The following is a 23,953-nucleotide window of genomic DNA, read 5'->3' on the forward strand; positions in this document are numbered from 1 at the left end:
TTGAAAATTGTTGTAGGAAGACATTATGAAACTCACTGAAAGCCAGATGCCGCCAAAAGCTGAAGCTGAGCGTCTTTCTTGTCCCGTAGAAACAACGCTAGATGTCATCGGTGGACGTTGGAAAGTGCTGATTTTGCGCGAATTGATGCAGGGCGTGCAGCGGTTTAATCAGCTGCATCGATCGCTCAAAGGGATTACCCAAAAGATGCTGACGCAGCAACTCAGAGAGCTGGAAGAAGATGGACTTATCCATCGAGAGGTTTATTCGCAGGTACCACCCAAAGTGGAATATTCGTTGACTGAGGTTGGCGAAACTCTCCAGCCTGTTCTCCAAGCCATGCATCACTGGGGAGAAACCTATTCACAAGACCGAGCTGCAACCCAGCTTGACTAGGGCAGCACTGTAACCTTGCAAAGCCAGTAAAGCTGTTCCGTATGCCGCTTCAGCCTGAGTTGAGGCTGTGACCGGAACTTGCAGATGGCGCGATCGCATCTCTCTCCACACTTCGTTCTGTGCGCCGCCTCCTGCCGTGTAGACCTGGGCAAGGGGCGTAGCGCCCAAGGCTTGCAGCAGCTCATAACCTTCCGCCTCAATGCGCGCCATTCCGGCAAGCAAACCCTGCAAAAACTCAGCCGGATTGGCAGGACGAGGTTCGAGTCTGGGCAGCAGGTGAGGATCGTTGATGGGAAATCGCTCTCCGGGCTGGAGCAGCGGGTAATAGTCTAGTTGGCTCTCTTGAGCCGGATCAATTTGCAGACTCAAGCTGGCTAAATCAGCATCGCTAAAGAACTGCCGCAGCACGGCTCCTCCCGTATTGGAGGCACCTCCCACCAGCCACAGATCCCCCAAGCGATGGCTATAGATGCCATATCGCGCATCGTCTACGCGGGTTTTGCTGAGCAGCTTTAGCACCAGAGTCGAGCCGAGAGAGGTAACGGCTGTGCCGGGTGACTGCGCCCCGCTTGCCAAGAAAGCAGCAATGCTGTCCGTTGTGCCTGCACAGATCAGGCAGCTCGGCGGCAGCGCTAGCTGTGTCGCAATTTGGGGCAGAATGGGGGCGATCGCCTCTCCAGGCACCCGCACCTCTGGCAATCTAAAGGGCAAATTCTGAGTAGCCAACCAATCTGGATAGCAGAGCGCCTCTACGTCGTAGCCCAGCTTCAGCGCATTGTGATAGTCGCTAACGCCCAGTTTGCCATGCAGCCAAAAAGCCAGCCAGTCTGCCTGGTGCAAAAAATATGCTGGCATTGTGCTAGCTGGAACTGGGCTGGCTGGAACTGGGCTAGGAACTTGCTCTTGCCACCAAAACAGTTTGGCAAGGCTAGAGGTGGCGCTAATCACCGTGTGCTGGGCAGGGGCGATCGCCCTGACCTGACTCAAAACTGCTGCCCCCCGCGCGTCATTGTAGAGAATTGGCGCATCCAAGGGGTGTCCCTGAGCATCGCAAATAAGCACGGTCGAAGAGGTGCCGTTGATGGCGATCGCGCTAGCCTCTTGCCGCAGGGCGATCGGGATTTGCTGAATCAGCTCAAAGAGGGTTTGCTTCCACATTGCCGCCCAGGCTGAAGCAGGGGATTGATCGAACTTGAGGCTGGCGGTTGCCTGAATTTGGCGATCGGCGGTAATGGCGATCGCGCGCGCCCCAGAAGTGCCAAAGTCGATTCCCAGAAAAATTCCTGTGGCAGTCATGGAAGGATCTCCTCAATCTTTTCTCGAAGTCGCTCCACAATCTGTAAATTTCCAGTCTGATTCAGATGAATGGAGTCGCGGTAAAGCGTCTGGGGATCTTCAAAAGCTTGAAACAGCGGTAAAAAGTCGATAAACGGCATCTGCTGCTGTTCCACAAAACGGGTGAATCGCTGTCTGGCTTTTTGTTCATAAGCACGAGAGCCACCCACTTCGCGCAAAAGCGGCGTGATCGCCAACAAAAGCTGGGCGTTGTGCTGCACGGCAATGGCTCTGACCTGCTCGATCGCTGCCAAGTTTTCCCCGACGCGATCGCCCTCCTGTTTCCACAGCTCATCTAGCTCTGGAATGTCGGCGGTTGGAATCAAGTAGCGGCTGACGGCTTCGGCAATGGCAAACGGCGGTCGGCGATCGGGATAGTTGCGATCGTGCCCGACCACCAGCGAGTAAGGCGCTATGCCAAACAAATCGTCCGTGTTGATGAGCTGCACAATCACCTGAGCCTCAAAGGTGCCAAAGCGTTGCAGGTATGCCAGCTCGTTGCGTGGCGACCAGGAGTTTGCGGAGGCATTTAACACTTCGACTCGTTCAAACTCTTTGATGTCATGCTCCTTGATGTCATGCTCAAGCTGCTGCTGCAAAAGCGCTGAGATCGTTTGGCGTTGGTCTGTCCACCAGCCGCCATTGGCGATCGAGTCTCCAATCAGCAAAATTCGCAGGGTGTTTTCGGGTCGAGTTAGCGAAATCTCTGGACTTCGCATGGAGTATTGATTGATAGCAATCGGGTTGCCAAAACGGCAGGTAGTTTGGTTTGGACTCAGCAAATAGCCAATCTGCGGATCGGTAATATAGGTTAGCGGTTTGCCAAACCCCAGCGATCGCAACCCCAACTCTAGCAGCGCGATCGCCCCCGCAACTGCCGCCAGTATCACTATTCCTGTGATCCAAGTCTCACTCGTCGGAGCTACCATGGCTAAAAACTCGCTGAAAAGATCCCTAAAAGTTCGCCAGTGTACCAAGGATATTCGTCAAGCCTGGATAAGATTGAGGCGGCAGATCAGCTTTTATCTCAGATCTCTCTTAAACCGGATCTGTCTTAAGCTTCAAAACTCAATCATAGGAGAACATGCGTCATGCCAGATTTCAATCGAGGAATCATGAAATTTAAGGGTGCCGATAGCCCGATCGCCGTTATTCTTTCTGGAGTTGTCGTGATTGGAGCGATCGCCTTCCTAATCAAATGGGCGCTACAAGTCGCCTATACGTTTTAGCTTTTGGGGGCGCACTGCGCCCTTAAAAAAGACTTTTAGCAGTGGTATAACCGATAGTCGTAGCCATGCATGAGGGGACGATCGCCCGTATCTAGTCGGCAGGTCGGGACAACAGGCTGGACGGTAGGCAGAAAGTTGACTGTCCACAAATCAAACGGGCGAGGCGATCGCGCCACCACATCTTGCAGCATCTCAACGGCAGAATTAGAGTCAGGCTGCAAGTGCGCCAGCAAAAACTGCGGCGGCTCAGATCCAGACAGCGGCGACTGGCGGCGGTATTCCACCGCCAGACCCATTAGCTCACGGGTTTGTTCATGGGTTTGGTGGGCGGTAGCAATTAGGACAGGCACGGCCGAAGCAGCGCGAATAATGGGAATGAGCTGATCGGCGCGATCGGATTTCTGATAGCCGTAGTTGGTCACAACGGTGAGGCTCCCCAGCAGTCCCAGAAAAAGCAGCGCTTTGAGCTGTGGAGTCCGGGCAAAGGCTCCAGCAATCAGGGCAAGCAACCCCGGAAAATAGATGAACTGATAGCGGGCAGCGATCGTCAGATCAGCCTGAAATCCATAGGTGACGCAAAGCATCAGCGCGATCGCCGCCAGCCATACCGTGAGCAGCGCCGAGCGAGAGCGATCGGGCATCAGCTTTAGCCCTCGCAGCAGCGTAGGCCATAGCCCCAGCATCGCAGCCACTACAGCGACCGCAGAGGCGATCGCCACCCCCACAGGCACGCCCTCTACAGGCAGCATCGCCACCATGCTCAGCATCCAGGCAGCCAAACGACCGAGCGGGGCAATGCCGTTACTCAAGAAATCTTTGTCATAGATCCACTGCGTCAGCTCATTCTCAGGCACACTACGCCAGACCGGAAGCCAGATTAGGATACTGAGAACAGTGGCGATCGCCACACCATACAGCCGCTTGTTCCAATATCCCCACAGCGCAATTAGCGCAACTGCCTCAGCCATCAGCACTAGCACAAAAAAGTAGTGGGTTGCAACGCCCAAGCCGTTAATGCCGACCCACGCCAGACAAAGCCACAGCGGCAGGCTGACAGGCGATCGCACTGCCACCATAAGACAGCTGAGAGAAGCGATAATCAGCAGCACTGCCAGCGTATAGTGTCGGGCTTCCTGCGCCAAATAAATGCCATAGGGCGAAACTGCCATGAGTGCCGCCGCACTCTGCCCTGCCCATCGCGATCGAAACCCTAGCCACCCCAGCCCAAACATTGCCGGAATCGCCATCACGCCCAGCAGTGCCGAGAGCGATCGCGCTGCCCAAGCTGAAGCCAGGTCGCCCGGAAAGAGCTTCAACCACAGGTGGGTCAAGATAAAGTAGACGGGCGGATGGGTGCTTTCCGTCAGCAGGCGATCAGCCACATCACTCAAACCATGGATGGGATTGGGTTGCAGCGGAGCCAGCAGAGTATCTAGCGCGATCGGCTGATCTAGCGGTATGGTGCGCAGACTGTTCCCCAAGCTAAAAACCATAGTTGCCAGCTCATCATTCCAGAGCGGCTTGGCATCCAGGTACGCGAACCGCAGCACAGTTCCAAGGCTAATCCATAGCAGCATCAGGGCAGGGTGAACCCAGCGATCGAGCTTCAACAATTCCAGCGCCTCATTAAGACAACCTTAATCCTCCCGATTTTAGGGCTTGAATTTGAGTCGGGATTGTCACCTAGGGATAGTCTTCCATTAAAAAGTTTGCCCTTTCAGAAATTACTGTGGGAAGGGTGTGAGAAGGACGACATCAACCCATCAATATCTAATTCAGCAACCCCTTGGTCACGAAGGTTTGTAGTGTCAGGGCTGTCAAAAGTAACCACAGATCTACCTGCCTGAATGAGACGTTGGGCAAAGACCAGCGTTTTGCTGTTAGGGGCAGCGTAGACGATCAAAATCCTGTAGGCGATCGCGCCAATCACCTCATTCCGTTTTGTCGCTAGGTCAGCCGTAGCGCGAGAATAGCTGGCATTGAAGGGCGAGATGAGGAGCAAGCGATCGCTTTCAACGGCTCGTTTTTGCTCCGGCAAGAGGCGCATTTTGTGGAGGCTACGGGCAGGGCAGTGGATAATGGGCTGAGTGCCTTGCAGCAGGATTTTGAGACAATCTTGCTCGATCGGACTATGGAACCCGCTAATGGAAAGAATTCCGCGATCGCGCAGGGATTGGGCAAGCTCGTAGGTTTTGAGGATGAGATTGCCAGGGCATTCGACAGAGCAAAAAAGGGCAATCGCAGGCTGCGAGAGTAATTCAAGGTTGCCGATCGCATGTAGGGCAGGCGGGCTTTTGAAGACAGCGCAGGTCTTCAGTGCCGTCGGATAGGCAGGGTCATCCGAGGCAATCGTTTGCAAGTTTAAACAGGGAGCTGACATGAAGAGTAGTCAATGTTTTTGGTTTATGCTTTCTAGAACACTGTAAACCGCAATGTAAACCGCGCTGTGAGACAAAATGGCGATCGCAGATTATTCCCCTCCTGTCAGCCAACTGCTAACCTACGAGGAAATCGATCACAATCCCGATAACTGGTCGGGCTACCTGAACTTAGGAATTACCTCAGAACATATTCCTGAGCTGATTCAGATGATGGGCGATCGGTCTCTCTACTTAGATGAGACAGACGAGCAGCTCTACTGGGCTGCTCCGATCAACGCTTGGCGAACCCTAGGACAGCTCAAGGCAGAAGCGGCGATCGAGCCATTGATCGACGTAGTTCGCCAGTGGGGAGACAATCTAGATTGGGACGAATGGATCGTAGAAGAGATTCCCCTGATCTTTGGTCAGATTGGAGCCGCCGCCCTACCCGCCTTAGCCAATTACCTGTCAGATTCCACCCAGCCCCAAGACTGCCTAGAAACCGCTATTAGCTGCATTGCCCAAGTTGGCATACAGCATCCAGAGCAACGAGAACAATACGTCGCGATTCTCACTCATGAACTGGAAGCCTATCGCGATCGCGATCCAGAATTCAATGGCTTTTTGGTGACAGCACTAGCTATCGATCTCAAAGCTGTCGAAGCGGCTCCCGTGATAGAGCAAGCGTTCAATGCCGACAAAGTTGACGAGGCTTTCATGGGCGACTGGGGCGAGGTGCAAGTGCGTCTTGGCTTGAAAACACGGGAGGAAGTACCTCGCAAGCAGTTTTTACCGAGCTGGGGTGCAGATTCAAGATCGGTGACACGAGAGTTTGACCCCAAACCCAGCGGCTTTGCTCCCCGTCAAGCGGCCCAGAAAAAAGCGAAACGTAAACAGCAAAAACAAGCGCGAAGAAAGAATCGATCGAAGAAGAAATAGGGCACTGCTCAATGGGGGATGATTTTTTGTGGGAGAGGGTCATAAAGCGCCCCTCTCCCACAAAAAATCATCCCAAAGATTAGTAACCGCCAAGGTGGCTAGGATATGGATGGATATGGATTGAACAAGATGTAATTCTTGGGTTAGGAGCTTAGCAATGCTAAGCCCCCACAGCAGATGGGGTATACAGGTTATTTAATCCACGATCCTAAGCAAACTGGCGACAGCCATGGAAGTGATAAGTTGGGCAGGCTAGCAGAAGACACAAGCCGCTGAGCTTCAAGAACCCTTTAAAATAGGCGTACTGCTAAATGCGACATCTGGGGAACCGTTATGTCAGAGCCAGCTTTAGAGAAAAAGCCTGAAGAAAATTCTGAAACTGAGTGGCATAACGTTCCGACTCAGGATGACTTGCTCTGCGATGACGGCATTCCGATGGAGACACACCGCCACAAGTTACAGATGGATCTGTTGACGATTCCCTTGCACAACTGGTTAGTTGCTAACCAGCGGCAGAGCTTTGTCGGTGGCAACATGTTTGTCTACTTCAGTCCGCTTCAAGTCCGCAATCAAGATTACCGAGGACCTGATGTATTTGTAGCGCTAGATGTTTCGAGGGACGATCGCAAAAGTTGGGTAGTTTGGGAAGAGGGCAAAGCCCCTGATGTGGTGATTGAACTGCTCTCGACCAGCACAGCTCAGCAAGACAAAACGGTTAAGAAGCAGATCTATCAGCAGCAGTTACGCATTCCAGAATACTTTTGGTATGACCCCTTTAATCCTGAAGACTTTGCTGGCTTTAGTCTAGAGCGCGGGATCTACCAGCCCATCCCATTTGATTCACAGCGACGTTTAGTCAGTCAGCAGCTAGGACTCAATCTAGTCTGCTGGCAGGGACAATATATGGCGGCAGACGCAACCTGGTTAAGGTGGGCAACTCTGGCAGGTGAGCTGTTGCCTACAGGTCAGGAGCAGGTCGCGGAAGAGCGCCAACGCACTGAGGAGCAGCGCCAGTATGCTGAAGAACAACGTCAGTATGCCGAAGAACAACGCCAACGTGCCGATCGCCTAGCCGCTCGTCTTCGCGAAATGGGCATAGATCCTGATGACTAGCTGCCTTAGAAAAGCGGGAATGCCGCAGGCTGTAGAGCTGTGGTAAGTGCTTTGCCGTCTATTTTGGTAAACTACCTGAAGACAAACAGAGGATTTCATTTTGACCCCAGCAGAGTTTGGTTTGCTGTTTCTATCTTTAATAGCAGGTGTAAGTGGACAGTTTGTTCTGAAAGCAGGGGCTTTAAAGCTGGGTAAGGTTAGCTCAAGCAATGTCATCAGTCACATTGTCAGTATGGTGACAACACCGGAAGTCGTGGCAGGATTGTTTCTCTACGGACTAGGAGCGATCGCCTATATTCTGTTACTCACCCGTGTCAATTTGAGCATTGCTAGCCCATCGATCGCTCTCAGCTATGTCTGTACAGCCCTGATTGGCTACTTTGTATTTAAGGAAGCAATCCCAATTGAACGAGCTGTGGGTCTGGGGCTGATCGTGTGTGGGGTCATTCTAGTCGTCTGGCAGAAGCCCTAATCTCATGCCTCTAATCTCATGCCTCTAATCAGTGCTAATCATTTCGTTCTCTGGATTAACTAATCGATAGAGCTTTTGCTTAATCTGCGCGTCAAATACTTCCCACTTCATGCGGGTATAGTCGGCACTTTCGTTAAAGCCCGACAAGAAGCCCATGGGAATCTCGAAGCCGCCCGCCATCGATCGCCCGCCGCCAAAGTAGCGCCCGTAGGCATCTTGCCCAAATGCCTCTTTGATAAACTCATCGGGATCAAGGGTAATCTTATTCGTTCGCAGTGAACCAATCACCACTTCTAACTCTTCGTCTTCGTCATGCACAATGCCATAAACAACGGCGGTATGGACGTTCTCCTCGGTCACCAAAAAATCCGCCGCCTGAGGAATGGCATCTCGATCGTCGTAGCGCAAATAGCCCACACCCGCGATCGAAAAGTTGTTTTGCAGAACCCGGTTACGGAGCGATCGCTCAATCACATTCATCACGCGCTTGGAGCGGGAAGCTTGCAGAATCGAGTTGAGCAACTGCGCGTCATAGAAGCGGCTGAGATATCCGGCAGCAATGAAGTCTTCTTCTTGGGCTTGCATCAGCCGATTGGTATCCGATCGGATGCCGTGGATCAGAGCCGTAGCGCATTTGACATGTTCACCATTGCTGCTGTCTAGCTTCAGCAGTCCGGATTGCAAATACTGCGAGAAGATTGTGGCAGTTGCCCGTGCCTGGGGACGCAAATCAATGAACTCGGCTTTGAGGTTGCCCTGTGCCATATGGTGGTCGATCACGGCGACGATCGGCAGATTGCTCTGCTGCACCTGAGACAAAAGCTGAGTGGTCGTGCCCTGTCCATCCACCAGAATGCAGCCTTGATAGATGCTGAAGTCTTTCTCTTTGGCAGCCTGCAAAGTGCAGCGCTGAGCAGGTAAACCCGTTAGCTTCACCAGGGCAATGTTTTCCTGATGGCTCAAAGTCCCGGCATAGTAAATATCGCAGGAGATATCGTACTGCTGAGCAATCAGCTTGTATGCCCAAGCACAAGACAGCGCATCGGGATCAGGAAAATCTTGCAGCAGAATCACTTGGCGATCGCCCTGATGTTTAATCAAGATCTGCCGCAAAGCTTCTGTCTTTTGATCGGTCAGCCGTCCGTTTTGGATAGCAGCCTGAGTTTCCAGGTTAGCAATCGGCGCTTCTTCACCCGACTGGGCGATCGATTCTACCTGTGATGAAGCGTGAATTAAACTCTCTACAGTAGCTTTTGCTCCACCGCCCGACTCTCCACTCCCTAATTTTGTGTCTGTTCCCGACTTTGCGCTAGATCTTGGGTGAGATCTCGATTTTGTATCGGACTCGGCAGCGGGAAATTCTGATACTAATAATGAGCCATGCCCAACTTGAAGCGATTCTGATTCCATATCTCTCAATTTTAGAACAGCGGGTTAATCTAATCCCAGCCTTGTGAAAACTGCGGCTGGCTAATTAATCCCAAAAAACACGGACTCTCTTGATCTTCGCAAAAAATTTGTTACCTACGCCCCCTCAGAGGAGGGATTCTGGTAGAAATTGCCGCCCTGCAACCTGTGAACCTGTGAACCTGTCAACCTGTCAACCTAAGCACCGACTTCAGCAAAAGCCCTACGCATCAGAATGTGGTTGGGATCTAGATCCCAATCACGTATTTTTGCCACTCCTGATGAACACCGCTCTTGATATGCTTCTTGACCTCAAAGTAAAGTCCACTATGGGGTCTGTGAGGAATCATCCGTAAAGGCATGGTCGCTTCTTTGGGCGTTCGGCTGCCTTTTTTGACGTTGCAGCGGACGCAAGCTGTCACCATGTTCTCCCAAGTATCTTCTCCACCCCGCGATCGCGGGATCACATGGTCTAAGGTCAGGTCGTCTCCCGCATAGCCGCAGTATTGACAAGAGTGGCTGTCTCGGTGGAGGATGTTTCGACGGGTGAGCGGAATTTCCTTGTAGGGCACCCGAACATAGTGACGCAGCCGGATTACTGTAGGCAGCGGCATCTCCGAGTAGATCACGCGACCGTTGTGTTCTACCTGCTCTGCTTTCCCTTTGATCAGCAAAACGACCGCTCGTCGCCAGCTTGTGATATTGAGCGGTTCATACGAGGCGTTGAGAACCAGAACCTTACCCATCGATCGTTTATAGAAGAAAGGTTTAACAGATAGTAACATAGTTGGCACTAGCTCTGGGAGGATCGGGGCTGCGCGATCGGATGGCGCGATTGGCGTTGCTAGCTTTAGGTATGCATTTTTTTGAGGTCACTCTCTTTCCAAAAAAATCATCCCCTGACTGAGCAATATAGCTGTCACCAGTTTGCTTAGGACATTTAGGATGGGGCGCTTCGCGCCCCATCCTAAATGTCCCCGTCCTAACCGCCTTGGCGGTTGCTATACCAATTCATTAATGACGTAGTGAGGAGTGGACTGAAGATGTTGAGTTGGGATGTCACCCCTAGCGTGTCTTCAATGCAGCGAGAACGAGCCTGGATCGAGATTGATCTAGAGGCGCTAGCGCACAATGTGCGGCAGATCAAGCAAATGCTGTTGCCCCAAACCGCACTGATGACCGTTGTAAAAGCTGATGCCTATGGGCATGGAGCGGTAGCGATCGCCCGTACTGTCTTGCAGCAGGGGGCAAGCTGGCTGGGTGTTGCCACCATTCCTGAAGGCATTGAGCTACGGGAAGCAGGCATTAGCGCCCCGATTCTGCTGCTAGGTGCCACCAACACCGCCGAACAGGTGCGGGCGATCGCGCAGTGGCAGCTTCAGCCGACAATTTGTACTCCCAAACAGGCTTTGATCTTCTCGGAGTCGCTAGCCTCGGAGTCTCTAGTCTCGAAGTCTCTGGACGATACTGAAACGCTGTCCGTCCATCTCAAAATTGATACAGGCATGTCGCGCTTGGGCGTACCCTGGCAAGAAGCTGCCGAGTTTGTCCAATTAGTAGAGCGGTTGCCGTATCTGCACATTGCCAGTATTTACTCTCACTTGGCAACTGCCGATAGCGAAGATCTGACCATCCTACGGCTGCAACATCATCGGTTTGAGGCGGCGATCGCTCAACTCAAGGCGATCGGCATTTCGCCCCCGCGTCTGCATCTTGCCAACTCTGCCGCTGCTTTGGTTAATCCCAACCTGCACTACGACATAGTGCGCACTGGGCTTACCACCTACGGTTTGTATCCTGCGCCCCATTTGCGAGAGGCGATCGATCTAAGACCTGTCATGCAAGTGAAGGCGCGGGTAACGCAGGTGAAGCCGATTCAGGCAGGGACGGGCGTTAGCTATGGCTATCGGTATATTGCCGATCAAGATAGGTTAATGGCGGTGGTCGGCATTGGCTACGCCGACGGAGTTCCGCGAAATCTTTCTAACCAAATGATGGTTTTGGTGCGAGGTCAGCCTGTGCCCCAAATTGGCGCGATCACGATGGATCAGCTGATGCTAGACGTGAGCGCGATTCCCGACTTGCAGGAAGGTGAAGTGGTGACGCTGCTGGGGCAGGACGGCAAGCACCAAATTACGGCAGACGACTGGGCAGAAAAATTGAATACAATCTCCTGGGAAATCTTGTGCAGCTTCAAGCATCGGCTGCCGCGAGTAACGGTGGGGCGTTCGCTGCGCCCTATTTTTCAGAAAGATCAGAGAGAATAGTTTGGCTGGAGCCGCTCTCTGGCGGCAAAGCGGTTTGTTAAAGAATATTCACCAGGAGGTGGCAGGTTTGATGAGATTTGCTATTATAGGTAAGCCTTAATCACCTGGAGAGGTGGCTGAGTGGTCGAAAGCGGCAGATTGCTAATCTGTTGTAGGTTTTAGGACCTACCGAGGGTTCGAATCCCTCCCTCTCCGTTCATGCGCTAGCTATTGTTCGCGAATAGCCTCATACAGCCCCGCCTCTGTGCAAACGGCATCCAGCGGCAGATCCCAAGGATCGATCGCCAGTTCAGGCACTCTGGCAAACTCAAATACAATGCCAATCGTTGGTTTGGCTGACCAAGCGGGTGAGCTAAGTAGCCGATCGTAGAAGCCGCCCCCGTAGCCCAGACGATAGCCTCGGCGATCGCAAGCCACAGCCGGAACCAAGATCAGATCTACTCCTTCGGGATCTACCGTAGGACAATCGCTGTCGGGTTCTGGAATGCCGTAAGCTCCTGCCACCAAAGGGCGGTCAGGCGACCAGATATGCCAAGACAGAGACTTGCCCATGCAGCGCGGCAAACCCCACTTCTTTTGCAGATCTTTTTTTTGCAAATCCTGTCTAGGAAGATGCAGAAGTGGGCTGAGGTCTGGCTCTTGACGAATGCTGACATAGGATAGAACAGTACGCGCCTGCAGAAATCGATCGCACGATTGCAGATGGACACAGAGGCGATCGCTCTGCTCACGCCAGGATTTCTGCGCTAGAGACAGGCGAGTTTGCAGGAGCGATCGGCGCAGAGTCGCTTTTTGAACTTGATTTTGAGACTGAGCTTCGGAGTTCACAGGATGTATTGGAAGGCGCTGAATCCAGTTTGGCAAATCAAGTCTAAGATGGTGATGTTCTACGCATGTTGTTGATTTTCTTGAAAGGGGCGCTCCGCGCCCCTTTCAAGAAAATCAACAACACATTTGAAACACTACCGTCTAGATCGATCGTGTCGCTAGCAAAGGATGAAATCAATGGCGCTGCAACCGGGCGATTCTGCCCCCGATTTTAGTCTGCCAGACGGTGAGGGAAATCTCGTCAAGCTTGCAGATTTTCGGGGCAAACGGGTCATCCTTTATTTTTATCCGCGAGACAACACGCCGGGATGCACCAAAGAAGCCTGTGGCTTTCGCGATGCCTATCCTAGCTACCAGGCGCATGACTGCGTGGTGCTGGGCATCAGCACCGACGATGCCAAATCTCACAGTAAGTTTTCTACCAAATTTAATCTGCCTTTTCCCTTGCTTTCAGACGAGGGGGGAAAAGTTTCCACCGCCTACGAAAGCTATGGCTTGAAAAAGTTTATGGGTAAAGAGTACATGGGCATTAGCCGCAATACTTTTGTGATCGATCCATCCGGCAAGATTGAGAAGATCTATCTCAAAGTTAAGCCAGAGCACCATGCTACAGCAATCTTGGCAGACTTAAGTTCTTCATAGCCTGATATAGCATTACGTAAATCCATTACGTAATGGATTTAGGACGAGTTATTTTCTGAGAGCTGCGCGGTGCACAGCTCTCAAAAATAACTCATTGGATCTAAGCGCGTAGCGTTATACATAGGGGAGAGGGGCGATCGCTCATCATGATTTGCTAAGGTCAGGGAAGAAAAGAGCTGAATATTCGCTAACTACAAATTTTTCTATGCTTCAAGTCAAACGCTATGTACAGGCAGCTCTGGGTCTGATCATTCGCCATCCGATCGCTGGCACCAGCATTATCCCCATTTTGCCAGATGGACGGATTGTGCTTATTCAGCGGCGGGATAATGGCAAATGGAGCCTGCCAGGAGGCATGGTGGACTGGGGCGAAGACATTCCGACCTCTGTGCAGCGAGAGCTGGCGGAAGAAACAGGGCTAGATCTGATCAAGATCAATCGACTGGTTGGAGTCTATTCTGACCCCGCACGCGATCCGCGCTTTCACTCGATCTGTGTGGTTGTGGAAGCCGATGTGGATGGCAAGCTTCAGGCGCAAGACACCCTGGAAGTGATGGATGTGCAGGCGTTTCTGCCGACCGACATTCCACAGGGCAATCTGTCTCACGACAACGATCGCCAGCTCAAAAACTACTTTGAGGGGCTAACCACGATCGCTTGAGTCACGATCGCTTGAGTCATGATCGCTTGAGTCTAGTCATCCTCTAGGTTCAGCAGGCTTTGATCAATCTGCTGAAGTCGCACCTCAGCAGCGCTGTCGGACACGATTCGCTTGCGTACGGCATCCGTCAACGCACCCTTCTCGGCTAGGAGCAGCCGACGACGCACGCCATCTAGCCGCGAACCATCCTCTTTGCCCATCGTCACATCGACTGTCCACTGGTTATAGAGATCGCGGAGCGCCTTCTCGGCTCTGGCAATTTGCACCTGGTAGAGCGATCGCATCTCTTCGTAAACCGCCTTGGGCAGTATGCCTGTTTTCAGCATGGTGTCTAGCTCATCCTGGGCGGCTTTGGCGGTGATCAACTGCGCCCTCAGCTCATCCGTATGCTGCTTTACAGGCGATACCGCAGTCAAGTTCAGCCGTTGCACAATCCAAGGCAAGCTCAGCCCTTGCAGCACTAGAGATACTAAAACGCTGCCGAAGACGATCGCAATCAGATAGCCACGCTCCAGCAGACTGGCAGGTAAAGTCAGCGCCAGCGCCATAGAGAGCGAGCCTTTGATGTTGCCTAAAAATAGGACATGCTGCCAGCGCATCGTAATGGGGCGATCGAACTTGCTGACTAGCGCCATCAGCGGGTAGACGCTCAACACGCGCCCAGCCTGGTATGCCAAAATCGCTACCAGCACGGCAGGGAAGGTTTGCCACAGGGTTGGCAAATCCACCTCTACACCGATCAGCAGAAAGATAAATGTATTGACCCCAAATCCGGCGTAGTCCCAAAAGCTGTAGAGCGTTACTCGGTTGGAGGCAGACACCCGATGGGATAGCCCCACATTGCCCACCCAGAGTCCAGCCACCACAACGGCGACGACTCCAGAAACTCCGATAAAGTGCCCCACCTGGTAAACACCCAGCGCCACGGCAACTGTCAGCAAAATGCCGCTGAGGTTGTCGTCCGATCGCACCATCAACCCAGCACTGAGATAGCCGATTGCCAAGCCTACCAAGCTGCCCCCCACAATCACAATCACAAACTGCTGTAGCCCGTCAATTGGCGAGATAGAACCTGTCTTGTGAACTTGCAAGACAAGGTTGAACAAAACCAGCGCCACACCGTCATTGAGCAAGCTTTCACCTTCCACGATCGTGGTGAGGCGAGGAGGCACAGATACTTCTTTGAATACGGCAATCACGGAGACGGTATCTGTGATCGCCAAAATGGTGCCCAGCAGCAGCGCTGAGATCCAGTCTAGATTCAAGGCAAATCTTAGCCCTGCTGCCGTCACCCCTGTGGCAACAATTACCCCTGGAATAGCGAGCATGGCGATCGGCTTGAGGGTGCTGCGCAAACGGCTGATATCTGTGTTGATGGCGGCTTCAAACAAAAGAATCGGCAAAAACAAATTCAAAATCAGCGAGGATTCCAGACCAATCCGATGACCGGGCAAAAGCTCCGAAATCGCCAGTCCGGCAAGCACCAGCCCCGTCACGTAAGGAATCCGAAATCGGCGCGAGAGCAATGCTACTGTAGTGGCTACTAGCAGCAAGACAATCAAATCGGGGACAAAGCTGGCAATGTCTTTCTCAGTCGCAGCAGCACTTGGCAGTGCGGTGGAGACAGCGAATAAAGGGGTAAGCACAGGAAAGGCGAAGCAGCTGGCGGTAGGAACAGTCATCATATTTCAACGGTCAATGCACGCGATCGGACTCATCAGGCTGTTGATGAAACTTCGTAAACTCTATTAAAGTTTGAGCAAAGTTGAATCAAAATCTGGCGCACTATCTGGGAGTTTAGGGGGTACAACTGCTATAACTCAGGAGAAATACGGCTCCAGACTGGGGCGCAAGTTCAGCAGCGATTATTAGCAGGTGAGGATGGCGATCGTGTCACAGGCAAGCGATTCACAGGCAAGCGATTCAGTGTCACAGGCAGGCGGTTCACAAAAACCAACGATTTTGGTCACGGGTGGAGCTGGGTACATTGGCTCCCATGCCGTCCTTGCTTTACAGCGGGCAGGGCTTGGAGTCGTGGTGCTGGATAATTTGTCCTATGGGCATCGGGAGCTATTAGACGAGGAACTAAAGGTTGAGCTAATTGTAGGCGATACAAACGATCGCCCCTTGCTCGATCGCCTGTTTGCCACCCACAACATTGCGGCTGTCATGCACTTTGCCGCTTTTATCAACGTGGGCGAGTCGGTGAGCGATCCCGGCAAATACTACCGCAACAATGTCTTGGGAACACTGACGCTGTTAGAAGCCATGACGGCAGCCAACGTCAAAAAGCTAGTTTTCTCCTCGACCTGCGCCACCTACGGCATTCCTCAAGCGGTTCCCATTGCCGAAGATCATCCTCAATCTCCCATCAATCCCTACGGCACCAGCAAGCTGATGGTCGAGCAAATTCTGGCGGATTTTGATGTGGCTTACGGGCTGAAATCAGTTTGCTTCCGCTACTTCAATGCTTCTGGAGCTGATCCGCTAGGTCGCCTAGGCGAAGATCATAGCCCAGAAACTCACTTGATTCCGCTCGTCTTGCTGACGGCTCTCGGCAAGCGAGACTCCATCTCGGTATTTGGCACCGACTACCCCACGCCAGACGGCACCTGCATTCGAGATTACATTCACGTTAGCGATCTGGCAAATGCCCATGTTCTGGGCGTAAAATACCTGCTGGAAAACGGCAAGAGCGATGCGTTTAACTTGGGCAACGGCAATGGCTTCTCCGTCAGAGAAGTGATTGATGCAGCTCAGCAGGTCACAGGACGCGAAATCAAGGTGGTGGAATGCGATCGCCGTCCTGGAGATCCGCCTGCTTTAGTGGGGAGCAGCGCCAAGGCTCAAGAAACTTTGGGCTGGCACTCGCAATATGCGGATCTGAACAGCATCTTGACCCATGCCTGGAACTGGCATCAAAAGCGGCACGGCTAAAGTTCTGGGTCTCTAGAGCTTTGGATCTTACAGCAACTTTCAACTGCATAAACCGCAGTTATTTTCTAGAAACCGCACTCCGCGAGGTTTCTAGAAAATAACCCACACTTAACCAGGCGCCAAGCGCTGTAAGAAAGCACCGAGCCTTAAGAAAACATATTCAAATATCTCCTCGTGGTTGGGATCAGATGTATCCTGCAACGGGGAGCTTTTCTTTTGACAACTAACCTCTCAGCTCCTATATTTTTCACAATCTCTTGCAGATTCACGGTTAAGCCCTTTTTTGCATCTACCTTCACGACATGATCATTCCAGCTTCTGCTCCAACTGCCCCAGGCCAAGGCTCCGCTCTGGTCATTATTGACCCGACGATCGATCATTACCCGCATCTTCTAGAGGGACTGCAAGCAGAAACCGAAGTCCTTTTGCTTGATCCTGCTCAAAATGCTATCAGCCAGATTACCCAAGTTTTGAGCGATCGCCCCCCTCTTACCAGTCTGCATCTGATCTCTCACGGGCGATCGGGCGAACTGCAACTCGGTTCAACTCGGCTGAATCTGGCGACAGTAGGGCAGTATGCTCTGCAAATGCAGCAGTGGGCAAAATCGCTGATGGGCGCAGAAGTGCTGCTCTATGGCTGCGAAGTCGCTGCGGATGAGCTTGGAAAATCTCTGGTGAGACAGATCAGCCAGCTTGTGGGCACCCATGTCGCAGCCGCCACCACGCTCGTCGGCAGCGCCAAACTGGGCGGTAGCTGGAATTTGGGATTTTCTACCGAGCCTGGAACTGGGCGACGGCGATCGCCCCTTGCCTTCAATCCACAGACCTTAGAAACCTATCCTGCCGTCTTAGCATTATTAGTCAACGAGAGCTTTACGGGGGCAGATGTCACCGCTAAGCCCTGGATTTTTGGCACCGGGGCAGGAACAACCTCTGCCAACCCTTTCCTAACGGCTCGTACAGGTGCCGCCCCCTCGGCTGATGGTATCCCTGGTGCAGCAGTGGCGATCGATACTCCCAACAACGGCACATTGCGGCTAACGGATACCACAGCCGACCAAGCGGCTTTTGTCATCTACAATGCGCCGATCTCTGCCAACGGCGGGGTTTCCATCACCTTTGATTTCTTCGCCTACAACGGCACTGCTTTTAACGGCAGCAATGGCGACGGCATCAGCTTCTTTTTGATTGACGGTACCGCGGCTCCCACGACTGCGGGAGCTTTTGGCGGCTCTTTAGGCTATGCCCAGAAGCAGGTTCAAGGCATCAGTGGCATCACGGGTGGCTATCTAGGCGTAGGTTTTGATGAGTTTGGCAACTTCTCAACCTCCATTGAGCCGGATGGAACACAGCGCCCTACCCCTGCCGGAGTCAATACTCCTGTACGCGACTCTGTATCGGTTCGAGGCAGTCAAGCCTCTGGCTATGCTTTCCTCACAGGGACGGGAACTCTTGCTGCCGGGATTGATGTCCCCAGTGCAACCACACGAGATCCGGCTGTACGCCGAGCCAAAATTGATTTGACTCCAACAGGTGTGCTGGGCGTCCAAGTAGACCTGAACGGCAACGGCAGCTTTGCTGACGCAGGAGAGCAAGCCATCACCAATTTCAACGTGGCGGCAGTGAATGGCGCTTTGCCCTCGACCTTTAAGTTTGGCTTTGCCTCCTCGACGGGCGGGGCAACCAACATTCATGAAGTCCGCAATCTGGTGATCAATACCTTCACCGATCCGCCTGTGGTTGCTGATGCCACAGTGGCGATCGGCACGACCACCACCAATCTCACCGGACTATCGGCAACTGACCCAGATGGGACGATCGCCACCTACACCCTTTCCACCCTGCCACCCACCACTCAAGGCACTCTGTTCCTAGGGAATCCCAGTAGCAGTGGTACGGCAGTCACCGCCGGACAGGTTCTCACACCCGCTCAGATCACTCAGCTTTTTTTCCAGCCCGCGTCCGGCTTTTCGGGAGCAACCTTTACCTACACCGCTACCGACAACCAGGGGGCAACCGACAGCACTCCAGCAACCGTTACCCTCAGCCGTACGGGCACCAATCGCCCGCCAACTTTGCCGACTCCAACAGTGCCCGACATAGATCCGGGTGAAACCACGAATCTTACCGGGCTAGCTGGGAGCGATCCAGATGGTTCAATCACGTCCTACACCATTGCCAGTCTGCCTCCTGCGGCTCAAGGCAGGCTGTTTCTAGGCAATCCCAACCAGGGCGGTACTCGCATCACCGTTGGACAGGTGCTAACCCCCACTCAAATTGAGCAGCTCTTTTTCCAGGCGGGTGCTGGTTTTTCGGGTACAAGATTTACCTATGGGGCGATCGACAATGGCGGCACTCGTACCAATTCCACGATTACCCTCAACGCCTCCGCTGCGGCAGCGATTTGCAGACCGGGACGAACGCTTAAGGGAAATAGTGGCGGAAACAGCATCAATGGCACCGCCAACGCTGACACACTGATTGGCTTTGCCGGAAACGATGTCTTGAACGGCAGAAATTGCAACGATCGCATCAGCGGCGGACGCGGCAACGATCGTCTATCGGGTGAGGGCGGCTCAGATACGCTACAGGGCGGCACTGGTGGCGATCGCGCCAACGGCGGCATTGGAGCCGATCGGGTGAGCGGCGGTCTGGGGAGAGATTTTCTCAATGGCGCAGCCGGAAATGACCGGGTGACGGGCGATCGCGGTGATGATGTTCTGAGGGGCAACAATGGGCGAGACACATTGGACGGTGGGCTAGGCAACGATCGCCTATTTAGCGGCAACGGCAATGATCTCCTGAATGGCGGACAGGGCAACGATCTCCTGAATGGTGAGAGAGACAACGACAGACTCAGTGGCAACAGCGGGCGCGATCGGCTCAATGGCGGGCGCGGTCAAGACACTCTGATCGGCGGCATTAGCGGCGACATTCTTACGGGCAGCGGCGGCGCAGATGTGCTGCAAGGCGGGCGTGGACGCGATCGCCTGGTTGGTGGAACTCAAAATGACCGAATCAGCGGCGGGACACAGGGCGATTTCATTGTGGGCGGTGGCGGGGCTGACACCCTCACGGGCGGCACAGGACGCGATCGCTTTGTCTACAGAGCGACTCAAAGAGGGGGAGTAGACGTGATCACTGACTTTCAGCTGGGGCGACGCAGCAATACGGCAATCGACCAGATTGATCTGACTCGCATCTTGGGCAGACCAGGGTATGGGGGCGATCGCTTTAGGAGATATGTGAGGTTGGCATCAGGGAGCAGTGCGGCTAGCACGATCGTCCGAGTTGATTTTAATGGCAGTGCAGTGGGTGGTTTTCAAGCCCTAACTTCGCTAGAGGGAATTCGTTCTGCTAGCCTCAGCGCCAGAAATTTTCTGGTGTAGGTTCTAGTGTCTTTTCAATGAATCTTTGAAGGATCTGTCACCCTTCAAAGATTCATTAATTGTCTCTTGGCAGTATTCCGTTCAACTCTGGGGAATTGGGCTTTCATGTAATAATCTGGCATGTAATAGTTCGGGGTGCATTGCTACCGTCAACCGATCGCCATGCCAATCAAAGCCTGAATGAAGCGAGATCATCTTCATCGACTGTGGCAGCAGAATCTAAGCTGCCGTTCGTCTGTTCCGATCGCGCAATTTGTACAGACAAGACATCTGGATTGGTTTCACGGCTAATGTTGATTTGAGTCACCAGATCTTTCCAGGAAACCTGCTTGTTTTGTTCCAACACAGACAGCAGATCAATAAAGGCTTTAATGGTGTTGCGAGGCGTGCGAAAATAAGCTTCACCGATGCGTTGGGCACAGTGGGTCATAAACGCCTGAATGCCTTCATCGGGCAAGAGATACTGCGCCGGATCGCCATAGGCAAACACATGGCGAATTTTGCTCAGCAGCACAAACAGATCTTCGGGACTCAGGTTGCCTAGCCGCAGCACCGGATTGTTATAGTCCACAAGCCCGTTCACCGCAAAGCTGTTTTCTGCCAAACGAGACTGCAATGCCGCATAGCTGTAAAGTCCACGCCGGGTATCCATCAGAAAATCTGGCGTCCCTCCCATGATAAAGCCTAGCCCCACCGACGATCCCTGAAGGCAGTCATTGAGGATACGCAAGATCTGTTCATAGTTGCTTTTCCGAGCTTGCGTGTTAGCAAGTTTATAGAGATTCACCAATTCATCCAAGCAAACGAGAAAACCAGAGTATCCAGCAAGTTTCACAAGCTGAGTGATGAGCTTAAGCTGGTCATATACGTTCGCATCATCAACGATCGTTCTTACTCCTAGCGCTTGTCGTGCATCGGTCTTAGTGGTAAACTCTCCCCGCAACCAGCGAATCGCATTCGCCTTCAGCGTCTCATCTCCGGTATCATGACCCTTCCAATATGCGGCAATCACCTCAGCAAAATCATATCCGCCCATCATCTCCGACAGGTGCGCTAGACGCTCTCGAATGACGATTTCTGGATCAATCTCTCGATCGCGTCCTTCACTCACCGCTGAAGTCACAAATCGCTCGACAATGCTGGGCAAGGCTCCGCCTTCTGGCTTAGTGCGCGTTGCCAAATTTTGCATTAACTCGGCATAGAGCGATCGCGCCTGTCCTGCGGTGGCATGCAAACGGCGATCGGGGGTCAGGTCGGCATGGGCGGTCACAAGCTTTTTCTCTAGGGCAATCGATCGCACCAGCGACAAAAAGAAAGTCTTACCCGATCCATATTCCCCAATCACAAAGCGAATCGCCGACCCGCCTTCTGCCATGCGATCGAGATCGCGGATCATTGCCTTAGTTTCTTCGACTCGCCCCACCTGAATCAGCTGCTGTCCCCGACGAGGCACCACGCCAGCTTGTAGCGACTGAATTACCGTGTCTCTATCTTTTGCTTTCAGACCGTTCGTCATGACAGCATCTCCCGTAGCACATCTGTATTGACCTCTATTGAATCATGCCCTTCGGTTACAGGCTCGTCACTGCGATCGAATGCCGCCTCGTTAATCACCTCCAATGCGCCATCCAGCATGAGATGATATTGGGCGGCGATCGACTCTAGCTGTTCTCGTTGCCAAACTGGCTGCTGGGCAAGCGCCATCAGCAGAGCCGAATGGGAGGCATCTAAACCCGCAATCTCTGGAGCTGCTTTACGCTTCTTCTGTGCCTTGGTGCCAGAAGCGGCTTTACCAGAAGCGACTTTTCCAGAAGAAGATTTTCCAGCAGCTTCACTGGATAAAACCTCTCCTTCATCGACAAAGATTTCTGCCAGCAGCTCAGAAATTTCCTGAGACTCCACCAGCTTCGACTGCACCAGCGCCATATCTAAAGCAAAAGCCGCTGGCTCACCCTTCTTGGGCTTTGGTGGAATGGAGTGCCCCACCGTTGCAGCCGCCTGCCGCACAGTCACGGGATCATGGCTCACCGCAGGTTTGACAGCGGTGCTGAATCCATGAATGTCGCTATAGAGCGTCTGTGGATCTAGCTCTAGCAGCAAATAGACTTTTTCTAAAAGCTGCACTTCTTTAGGGCTAAGCTGTCCGTCGGCAGCCGCCACTCGCAGGGCAAATTGCGCGATCGCTCCCCGCTGTTTGGGTTCCGTGCGCTCCACTCTTGCCTTGAGGCCTCGCAAAGTCGGCTGTTCACTGAGCAAAACCTGAACATGGGCATCTAGGCGCGATCGCTCTGGCGCTTCCAGCGTCACCCAATCTGCTAGGTGCTTCTGCAAACACTGCTGCTCTGCTGCGCTAGGAGACTCATCGCCGTTGGCTACGAAGATCGCCAAATGTGCCAGCAGAGTCGCTTCCAGGTACTCGTTTGAGAGAGCAAGCAAGCTAGGACTATCTAAACGAAATAGGGCAATACTGTTTTTCAGGGTAGGTGGGGTGCCGCCTAGGCGCACGTCAGGCTCCATGCCATAACCCAGTAGCTCCAGAAATTTTGCCAGCCCAGCAGCTTCTGCCCTGGTGAGCTTGTCAAGATTTGCGCCTAGCCATTGCTTCAGCAAATCTGCTCCTGACACAACGGCAATCTGATTTTCAGGCTTGGGAAAGATTTTGTCCAGCCACTTTTGCAGTTTTTGAACGACTTTGCCGCCGTGGGTCGCCAGCAACTCGGCAGGTAAAAGAGCGATCGCCCCGTGGGTTTCGCGCCCTTTGGGATTGCGTCCCAGATAACGGCTCAGCGGCTCCAGCTCAACGCGGCAGGTTTCCACCACTTCGCCAATTTTTTTAATCTTTGCTGCAAATCGGGTGACATCGGGCAGGTTGCCGATCGGCACCGTTACCGATCGACTCCAGAAGGACTGGCTAGCCGGGTAGTAAGCCGTCGTCAGCTTCGATTTTCCCGACTTCAGCTTCATGCCGTCACCGTATTGCTGGCTGTACCTCAACTGAAATAGCGCTTGGAACTCGTCAGGGCAACGTGTCGCAGCGGTTGGCATCCGTAGATTAGCCAATCGCATATACCAGGCTAACGCCCAATTTGCCGGAATTGGCTGACCCTGCGCCACAAGCTGCCCCAAACCCACCTGAAGCGGCAGAGCTTTGGCAGTCATCGGGTCGATCGTCTTGCTCAAATCAGCCGATCGCATTACCTGACAGGTTTCCAGGAAAGTCTCCGTCTTGTAGCGAATGCCGCCGCTGAGAGAATTACCGCCATAGACTTTATTAAGCCGCTCTACCTCCGCCACAATTTGATCTAGCTCTTGGCGTACCGCGTCATTTTTCAAATCTGCCCGCAGCAGGTCATGAAAAACCCGTCGCTCTAGCCCATAGAAAAACAGCCAAATGTAGCCAATGTAAGTATTGGGCGCATTTCTACCCGTAGAGAGCCACTGCAAATATGCTGCTCGACAAGCAGGTGGCATCTGGCTATAGGAAGTCGAGTAAGGCATTTGCTTGCCTTCGTGATCAGGACGATCGCGCTTTACCTTCAGCTGGGGATTAATCAGGCTGGTTTCCGAAGCTCGGCTATTGTTAATGGCAGCCAGGTCTTCACCGACATACACCATGCCAGGGATCTCGTATCCGGCTACAGTCACCGTTTCATCTGGCGGAATCCACTCGCCATTCTGGTTACGAGACGGCTCCATTCTCTCGGTTCTTCCCGCCAACCTTTCCTCAAACTCAAGTTCTGAGAAGAAGTCTATGAGTTCTTGAGGACTGACTGGCATTGCATTGGTTCGCCTTGATGCACGCCCCGATTTCATTCTTTGGGGTTCAGATTTTCCCTCAGTGCGAGAGGGATCAAGCCGATCGAGTATCTTTCCTTTAAGCTTGTCAGGCTCAGGTAGGGCGATGCCCAAGTCAGCGAGGAGTTCCCAAAAGGGTCTAAATTCCATTGGAAGCGGCGATCGAAGTGCGATTTGATTAGTTT

Annotated in this window: 20 protein-coding genes and 1 tRNA gene; 11 read left to right on the forward strand and 10 right to left on the reverse strand. The window is 53.0% G+C overall.

The window, feature by feature from the left end; translation table 11 throughout:
* Window positions 1-25 precede the first annotated feature (25 nt).
* Window positions 26-394 carry a winged helix-turn-helix transcriptional regulator gene (locus AC5JMP_RS21250; RefSeq protein ID WP_495853492.1) on the forward strand — a complete coding sequence of 123 codons (369 nt, stop codon included), beginning with the start codon at window positions 26-28 and terminating at the stop codon, window positions 392-394.
* On the opposite strand, the gene AC5JMP_RS21255 is transcribed toward AC5JMP_RS21250, so the two are convergent.
* Window positions 362-1,690, reverse strand: coding sequence for an FGGY-family carbohydrate kinase (locus AC5JMP_RS21255; RefSeq protein ID WP_495853493.1), 1,329 nt, complete (start codon window positions 1,688-1,690; stop codon window positions 362-364). The two genes, AC5JMP_RS21250 and AC5JMP_RS21255, sit on opposite strands and share 33 nt — an antisense overlap.
* Window positions 1,687-2,658: an SGNH/GDSL hydrolase family protein gene (locus AC5JMP_RS21260; RefSeq protein WP_495853494.1), complete on the reverse strand. Its 972-nt coding sequence runs from the start codon at window positions 2,656-2,658 to the stop codon at window positions 1,687-1,689. Before AC5JMP_RS21260 ends, AC5JMP_RS21255 begins: the two co-directional genes overlap by 4 nt.
* 162 nt (window positions 2,659-2,820) lie before the next feature.
* On the opposite strand from AC5JMP_RS21260, the gene AC5JMP_RS21265 reads away from it, so the two are divergent.
* A complete protein-coding gene (locus tag AC5JMP_RS21265) occupies window positions 2,821-2,958 on the forward strand; it encodes a hypothetical protein (protein ID WP_495853495.1) in 138 nt (45 codons plus the stop codon).
* A 35-nt stretch (window positions 2,959-2,993) separates the two neighbouring features.
* Here AC5JMP_RS21265 and AC5JMP_RS21270 read toward each other — a convergent pair whose 3' ends face one another.
* Together AC5JMP_RS21270 and AC5JMP_RS21275 are read right to left on the reverse strand one after the other, a co-directional pair.
* Window positions 2,994-4,571 (reverse strand): glycosyltransferase family 39 protein, encoded by a 1,578-nt coding sequence (locus AC5JMP_RS21270; RefSeq protein ID WP_495853496.1) that lies wholly within the window; start codon window positions 4,569-4,571, stop codon window positions 2,994-2,996.
* 104 nt (window positions 4,572-4,675) lie between these two features.
* Entirely contained in the window at window positions 4,676-5,338 is a 663-nt protein-coding gene (locus AC5JMP_RS21275; RefSeq protein WP_495853497.1) for a DNA-processing protein DprA, read from the reverse strand.
* Between the two features lie 76 nt (window positions 5,339-5,414).
* On the opposite strand from AC5JMP_RS21275, the gene AC5JMP_RS21280 reads away from it, so the two are divergent.
* The 3 genes from AC5JMP_RS21280 to AC5JMP_RS21290 all read left to right on the forward strand — a co-directional run bounded on the left by AC5JMP_RS21280 (window position 5,415) and on the right by AC5JMP_RS21290 (window position 7,842).
* Window positions 5,415-6,257 carry a HEAT repeat domain-containing protein gene (locus AC5JMP_RS21280; protein ID WP_495853498.1) on the forward strand — a complete coding sequence of 281 codons (843 nt, stop codon included), beginning with the start codon at window positions 5,415-5,417 and terminating at the stop codon, window positions 6,255-6,257.
* Between the two features lie 333 nt (window positions 6,258-6,590).
* Window positions 6,591-7,370, forward strand: a complete 780-nt coding sequence (locus AC5JMP_RS21285) for a Uma2 family endonuclease (RefSeq protein WP_495853499.1) — start codon at window positions 6,591-6,593, stop codon at window positions 7,368-7,370.
* A 100-nt stretch (window positions 7,371-7,470) separates the two neighbouring features.
* The gene (locus AC5JMP_RS21290; protein WP_495853500.1) at window positions 7,471-7,842 is read left to right on the forward strand and encodes an EamA family transporter; all 372 of its coding nucleotides are present in this window, start codon (window positions 7,471-7,473) and stop codon (window positions 7,840-7,842) included.
* Between the two features lie 24 nt (window positions 7,843-7,866).
* On the opposite strand, the gene AC5JMP_RS21295 is transcribed toward AC5JMP_RS21290, so the two are convergent.
* A complete protein-coding gene (locus AC5JMP_RS21295) occupies window positions 7,867-9,252 on the reverse strand; it encodes a DHH family phosphoesterase (protein ID WP_495853501.1) in 1,386 nt (461 codons plus the stop codon).
* Window positions 9,253-9,497: 245 nt separating this feature from the next.
* Window positions 9,498-9,995: an HNH endonuclease gene (locus AC5JMP_RS21300; RefSeq protein ID WP_495853564.1), complete on the reverse strand. Its 498-nt coding sequence runs from the start codon at window positions 9,993-9,995 to the stop codon at window positions 9,498-9,500.
* A gap of 297 nt (window positions 9,996-10,292) precedes the next feature.
* Between AC5JMP_RS21300 and alr the strand changes: the two genes are divergently transcribed.
* Window positions 10,293-11,516 carry an alanine racemase gene (alr, locus tag AC5JMP_RS21305; RefSeq protein ID WP_495853502.1) on the forward strand — a complete coding sequence of 408 codons (1,224 nt, stop codon included), beginning with the start codon at window positions 10,293-10,295 and terminating at the stop codon, window positions 11,514-11,516.
* A gap of 106 nt (window positions 11,517-11,622) precedes the next feature.
* Window positions 11,623-11,711: transfer RNA gene (locus AC5JMP_RS21310), tRNA-Ser, on the forward strand.
* A 12-nt stretch (window positions 11,712-11,723) separates the two neighbouring features.
* Here AC5JMP_RS21310 and AC5JMP_RS21315 read toward each other — a convergent pair.
* Window positions 11,724-12,344: a 5-formyltetrahydrofolate cyclo-ligase gene (locus AC5JMP_RS21315; RefSeq protein ID WP_495853503.1), complete on the reverse strand. Its 621-nt coding sequence runs from the start codon at window positions 12,342-12,344 to the stop codon at window positions 11,724-11,726.
* A gap of 177 nt (window positions 12,345-12,521) precedes the next feature.
* On the opposite strand from AC5JMP_RS21315, the gene bcp reads away from it, so the two are divergent.
* Both bcp and AC5JMP_RS21325 read left to right on the forward strand, forming a co-directional pair.
* Window positions 12,522-12,986 (forward strand): thioredoxin-dependent thiol peroxidase, encoded by a 465-nt coding sequence (gene bcp, locus AC5JMP_RS21320; RefSeq protein ID WP_495853504.1) that lies wholly within the window; start codon window positions 12,522-12,524, stop codon window positions 12,984-12,986.
* A gap of 205 nt (window positions 12,987-13,191) precedes the next feature.
* Window positions 13,192-13,647, forward strand: a complete 456-nt coding sequence (locus AC5JMP_RS21325; RefSeq protein WP_495853505.1) for an NUDIX hydrolase — start codon at window positions 13,192-13,194, stop codon at window positions 13,645-13,647.
* 32 nt (window positions 13,648-13,679) lie between these two features.
* On the opposite strand, the gene AC5JMP_RS21330 is transcribed toward AC5JMP_RS21325, so the two are convergent.
* Window positions 13,680-15,332 carry a cation:proton antiporter gene (locus tag AC5JMP_RS21330; RefSeq protein WP_495853506.1) on the reverse strand — a complete coding sequence of 551 codons (1,653 nt, stop codon included), beginning with the start codon at window positions 15,330-15,332 and terminating at the stop codon, window positions 13,680-13,682.
* A gap of 196 nt (window positions 15,333-15,528) precedes the next feature.
* Between AC5JMP_RS21330 and galE the strand changes: the two genes are divergently transcribed.
* On the forward strand, window positions 15,529-16,584 hold the full coding sequence (gene galE / locus AC5JMP_RS21335; protein WP_495853507.1) for a UDP-glucose 4-epimerase GalE: 1,056 nt from the start codon (window positions 15,529-15,531) through the stop codon (window positions 16,582-16,584).
* A 302-nt stretch (window positions 16,585-16,886) separates the two neighbouring features.
* Window positions 16,887-19,973: a DUF4347 domain-containing protein gene (locus tag AC5JMP_RS21340; RefSeq protein ID WP_495853508.1), complete on the forward strand. Its 3,087-nt coding sequence runs from the start codon at window positions 16,887-16,889 to the stop codon at window positions 19,971-19,973.
* Window positions 19,974-20,142: 169 nt separating this feature from the next.
* On the opposite strand, the gene AC5JMP_RS21345 is transcribed toward AC5JMP_RS21340, so the two are convergent.
* Window positions 20,143-21,489 (reverse strand): ATP-binding protein, encoded by a 1,347-nt coding sequence (locus AC5JMP_RS21345; RefSeq protein WP_495853509.1) that lies wholly within the window; start codon window positions 21,487-21,489, stop codon window positions 20,143-20,145.
* The gene (locus tag AC5JMP_RS21350) at window positions 21,486-23,918 is read right to left on the reverse strand and encodes a tellurite resistance TerB family protein (RefSeq protein WP_495853510.1); all 2,433 of its coding nucleotides are present in this window, start codon (window positions 23,916-23,918) and stop codon (window positions 21,486-21,488) included. The genes AC5JMP_RS21345 and AC5JMP_RS21350 overlap by 4 nt, the downstream gene beginning before the upstream one ends.
* Between the last annotated feature and the right edge of the window lie 35 nt (window positions 23,919-23,953).

The sequence above is a fragment of the Drouetiella sp. genome, from assembly GCF_059504425.1.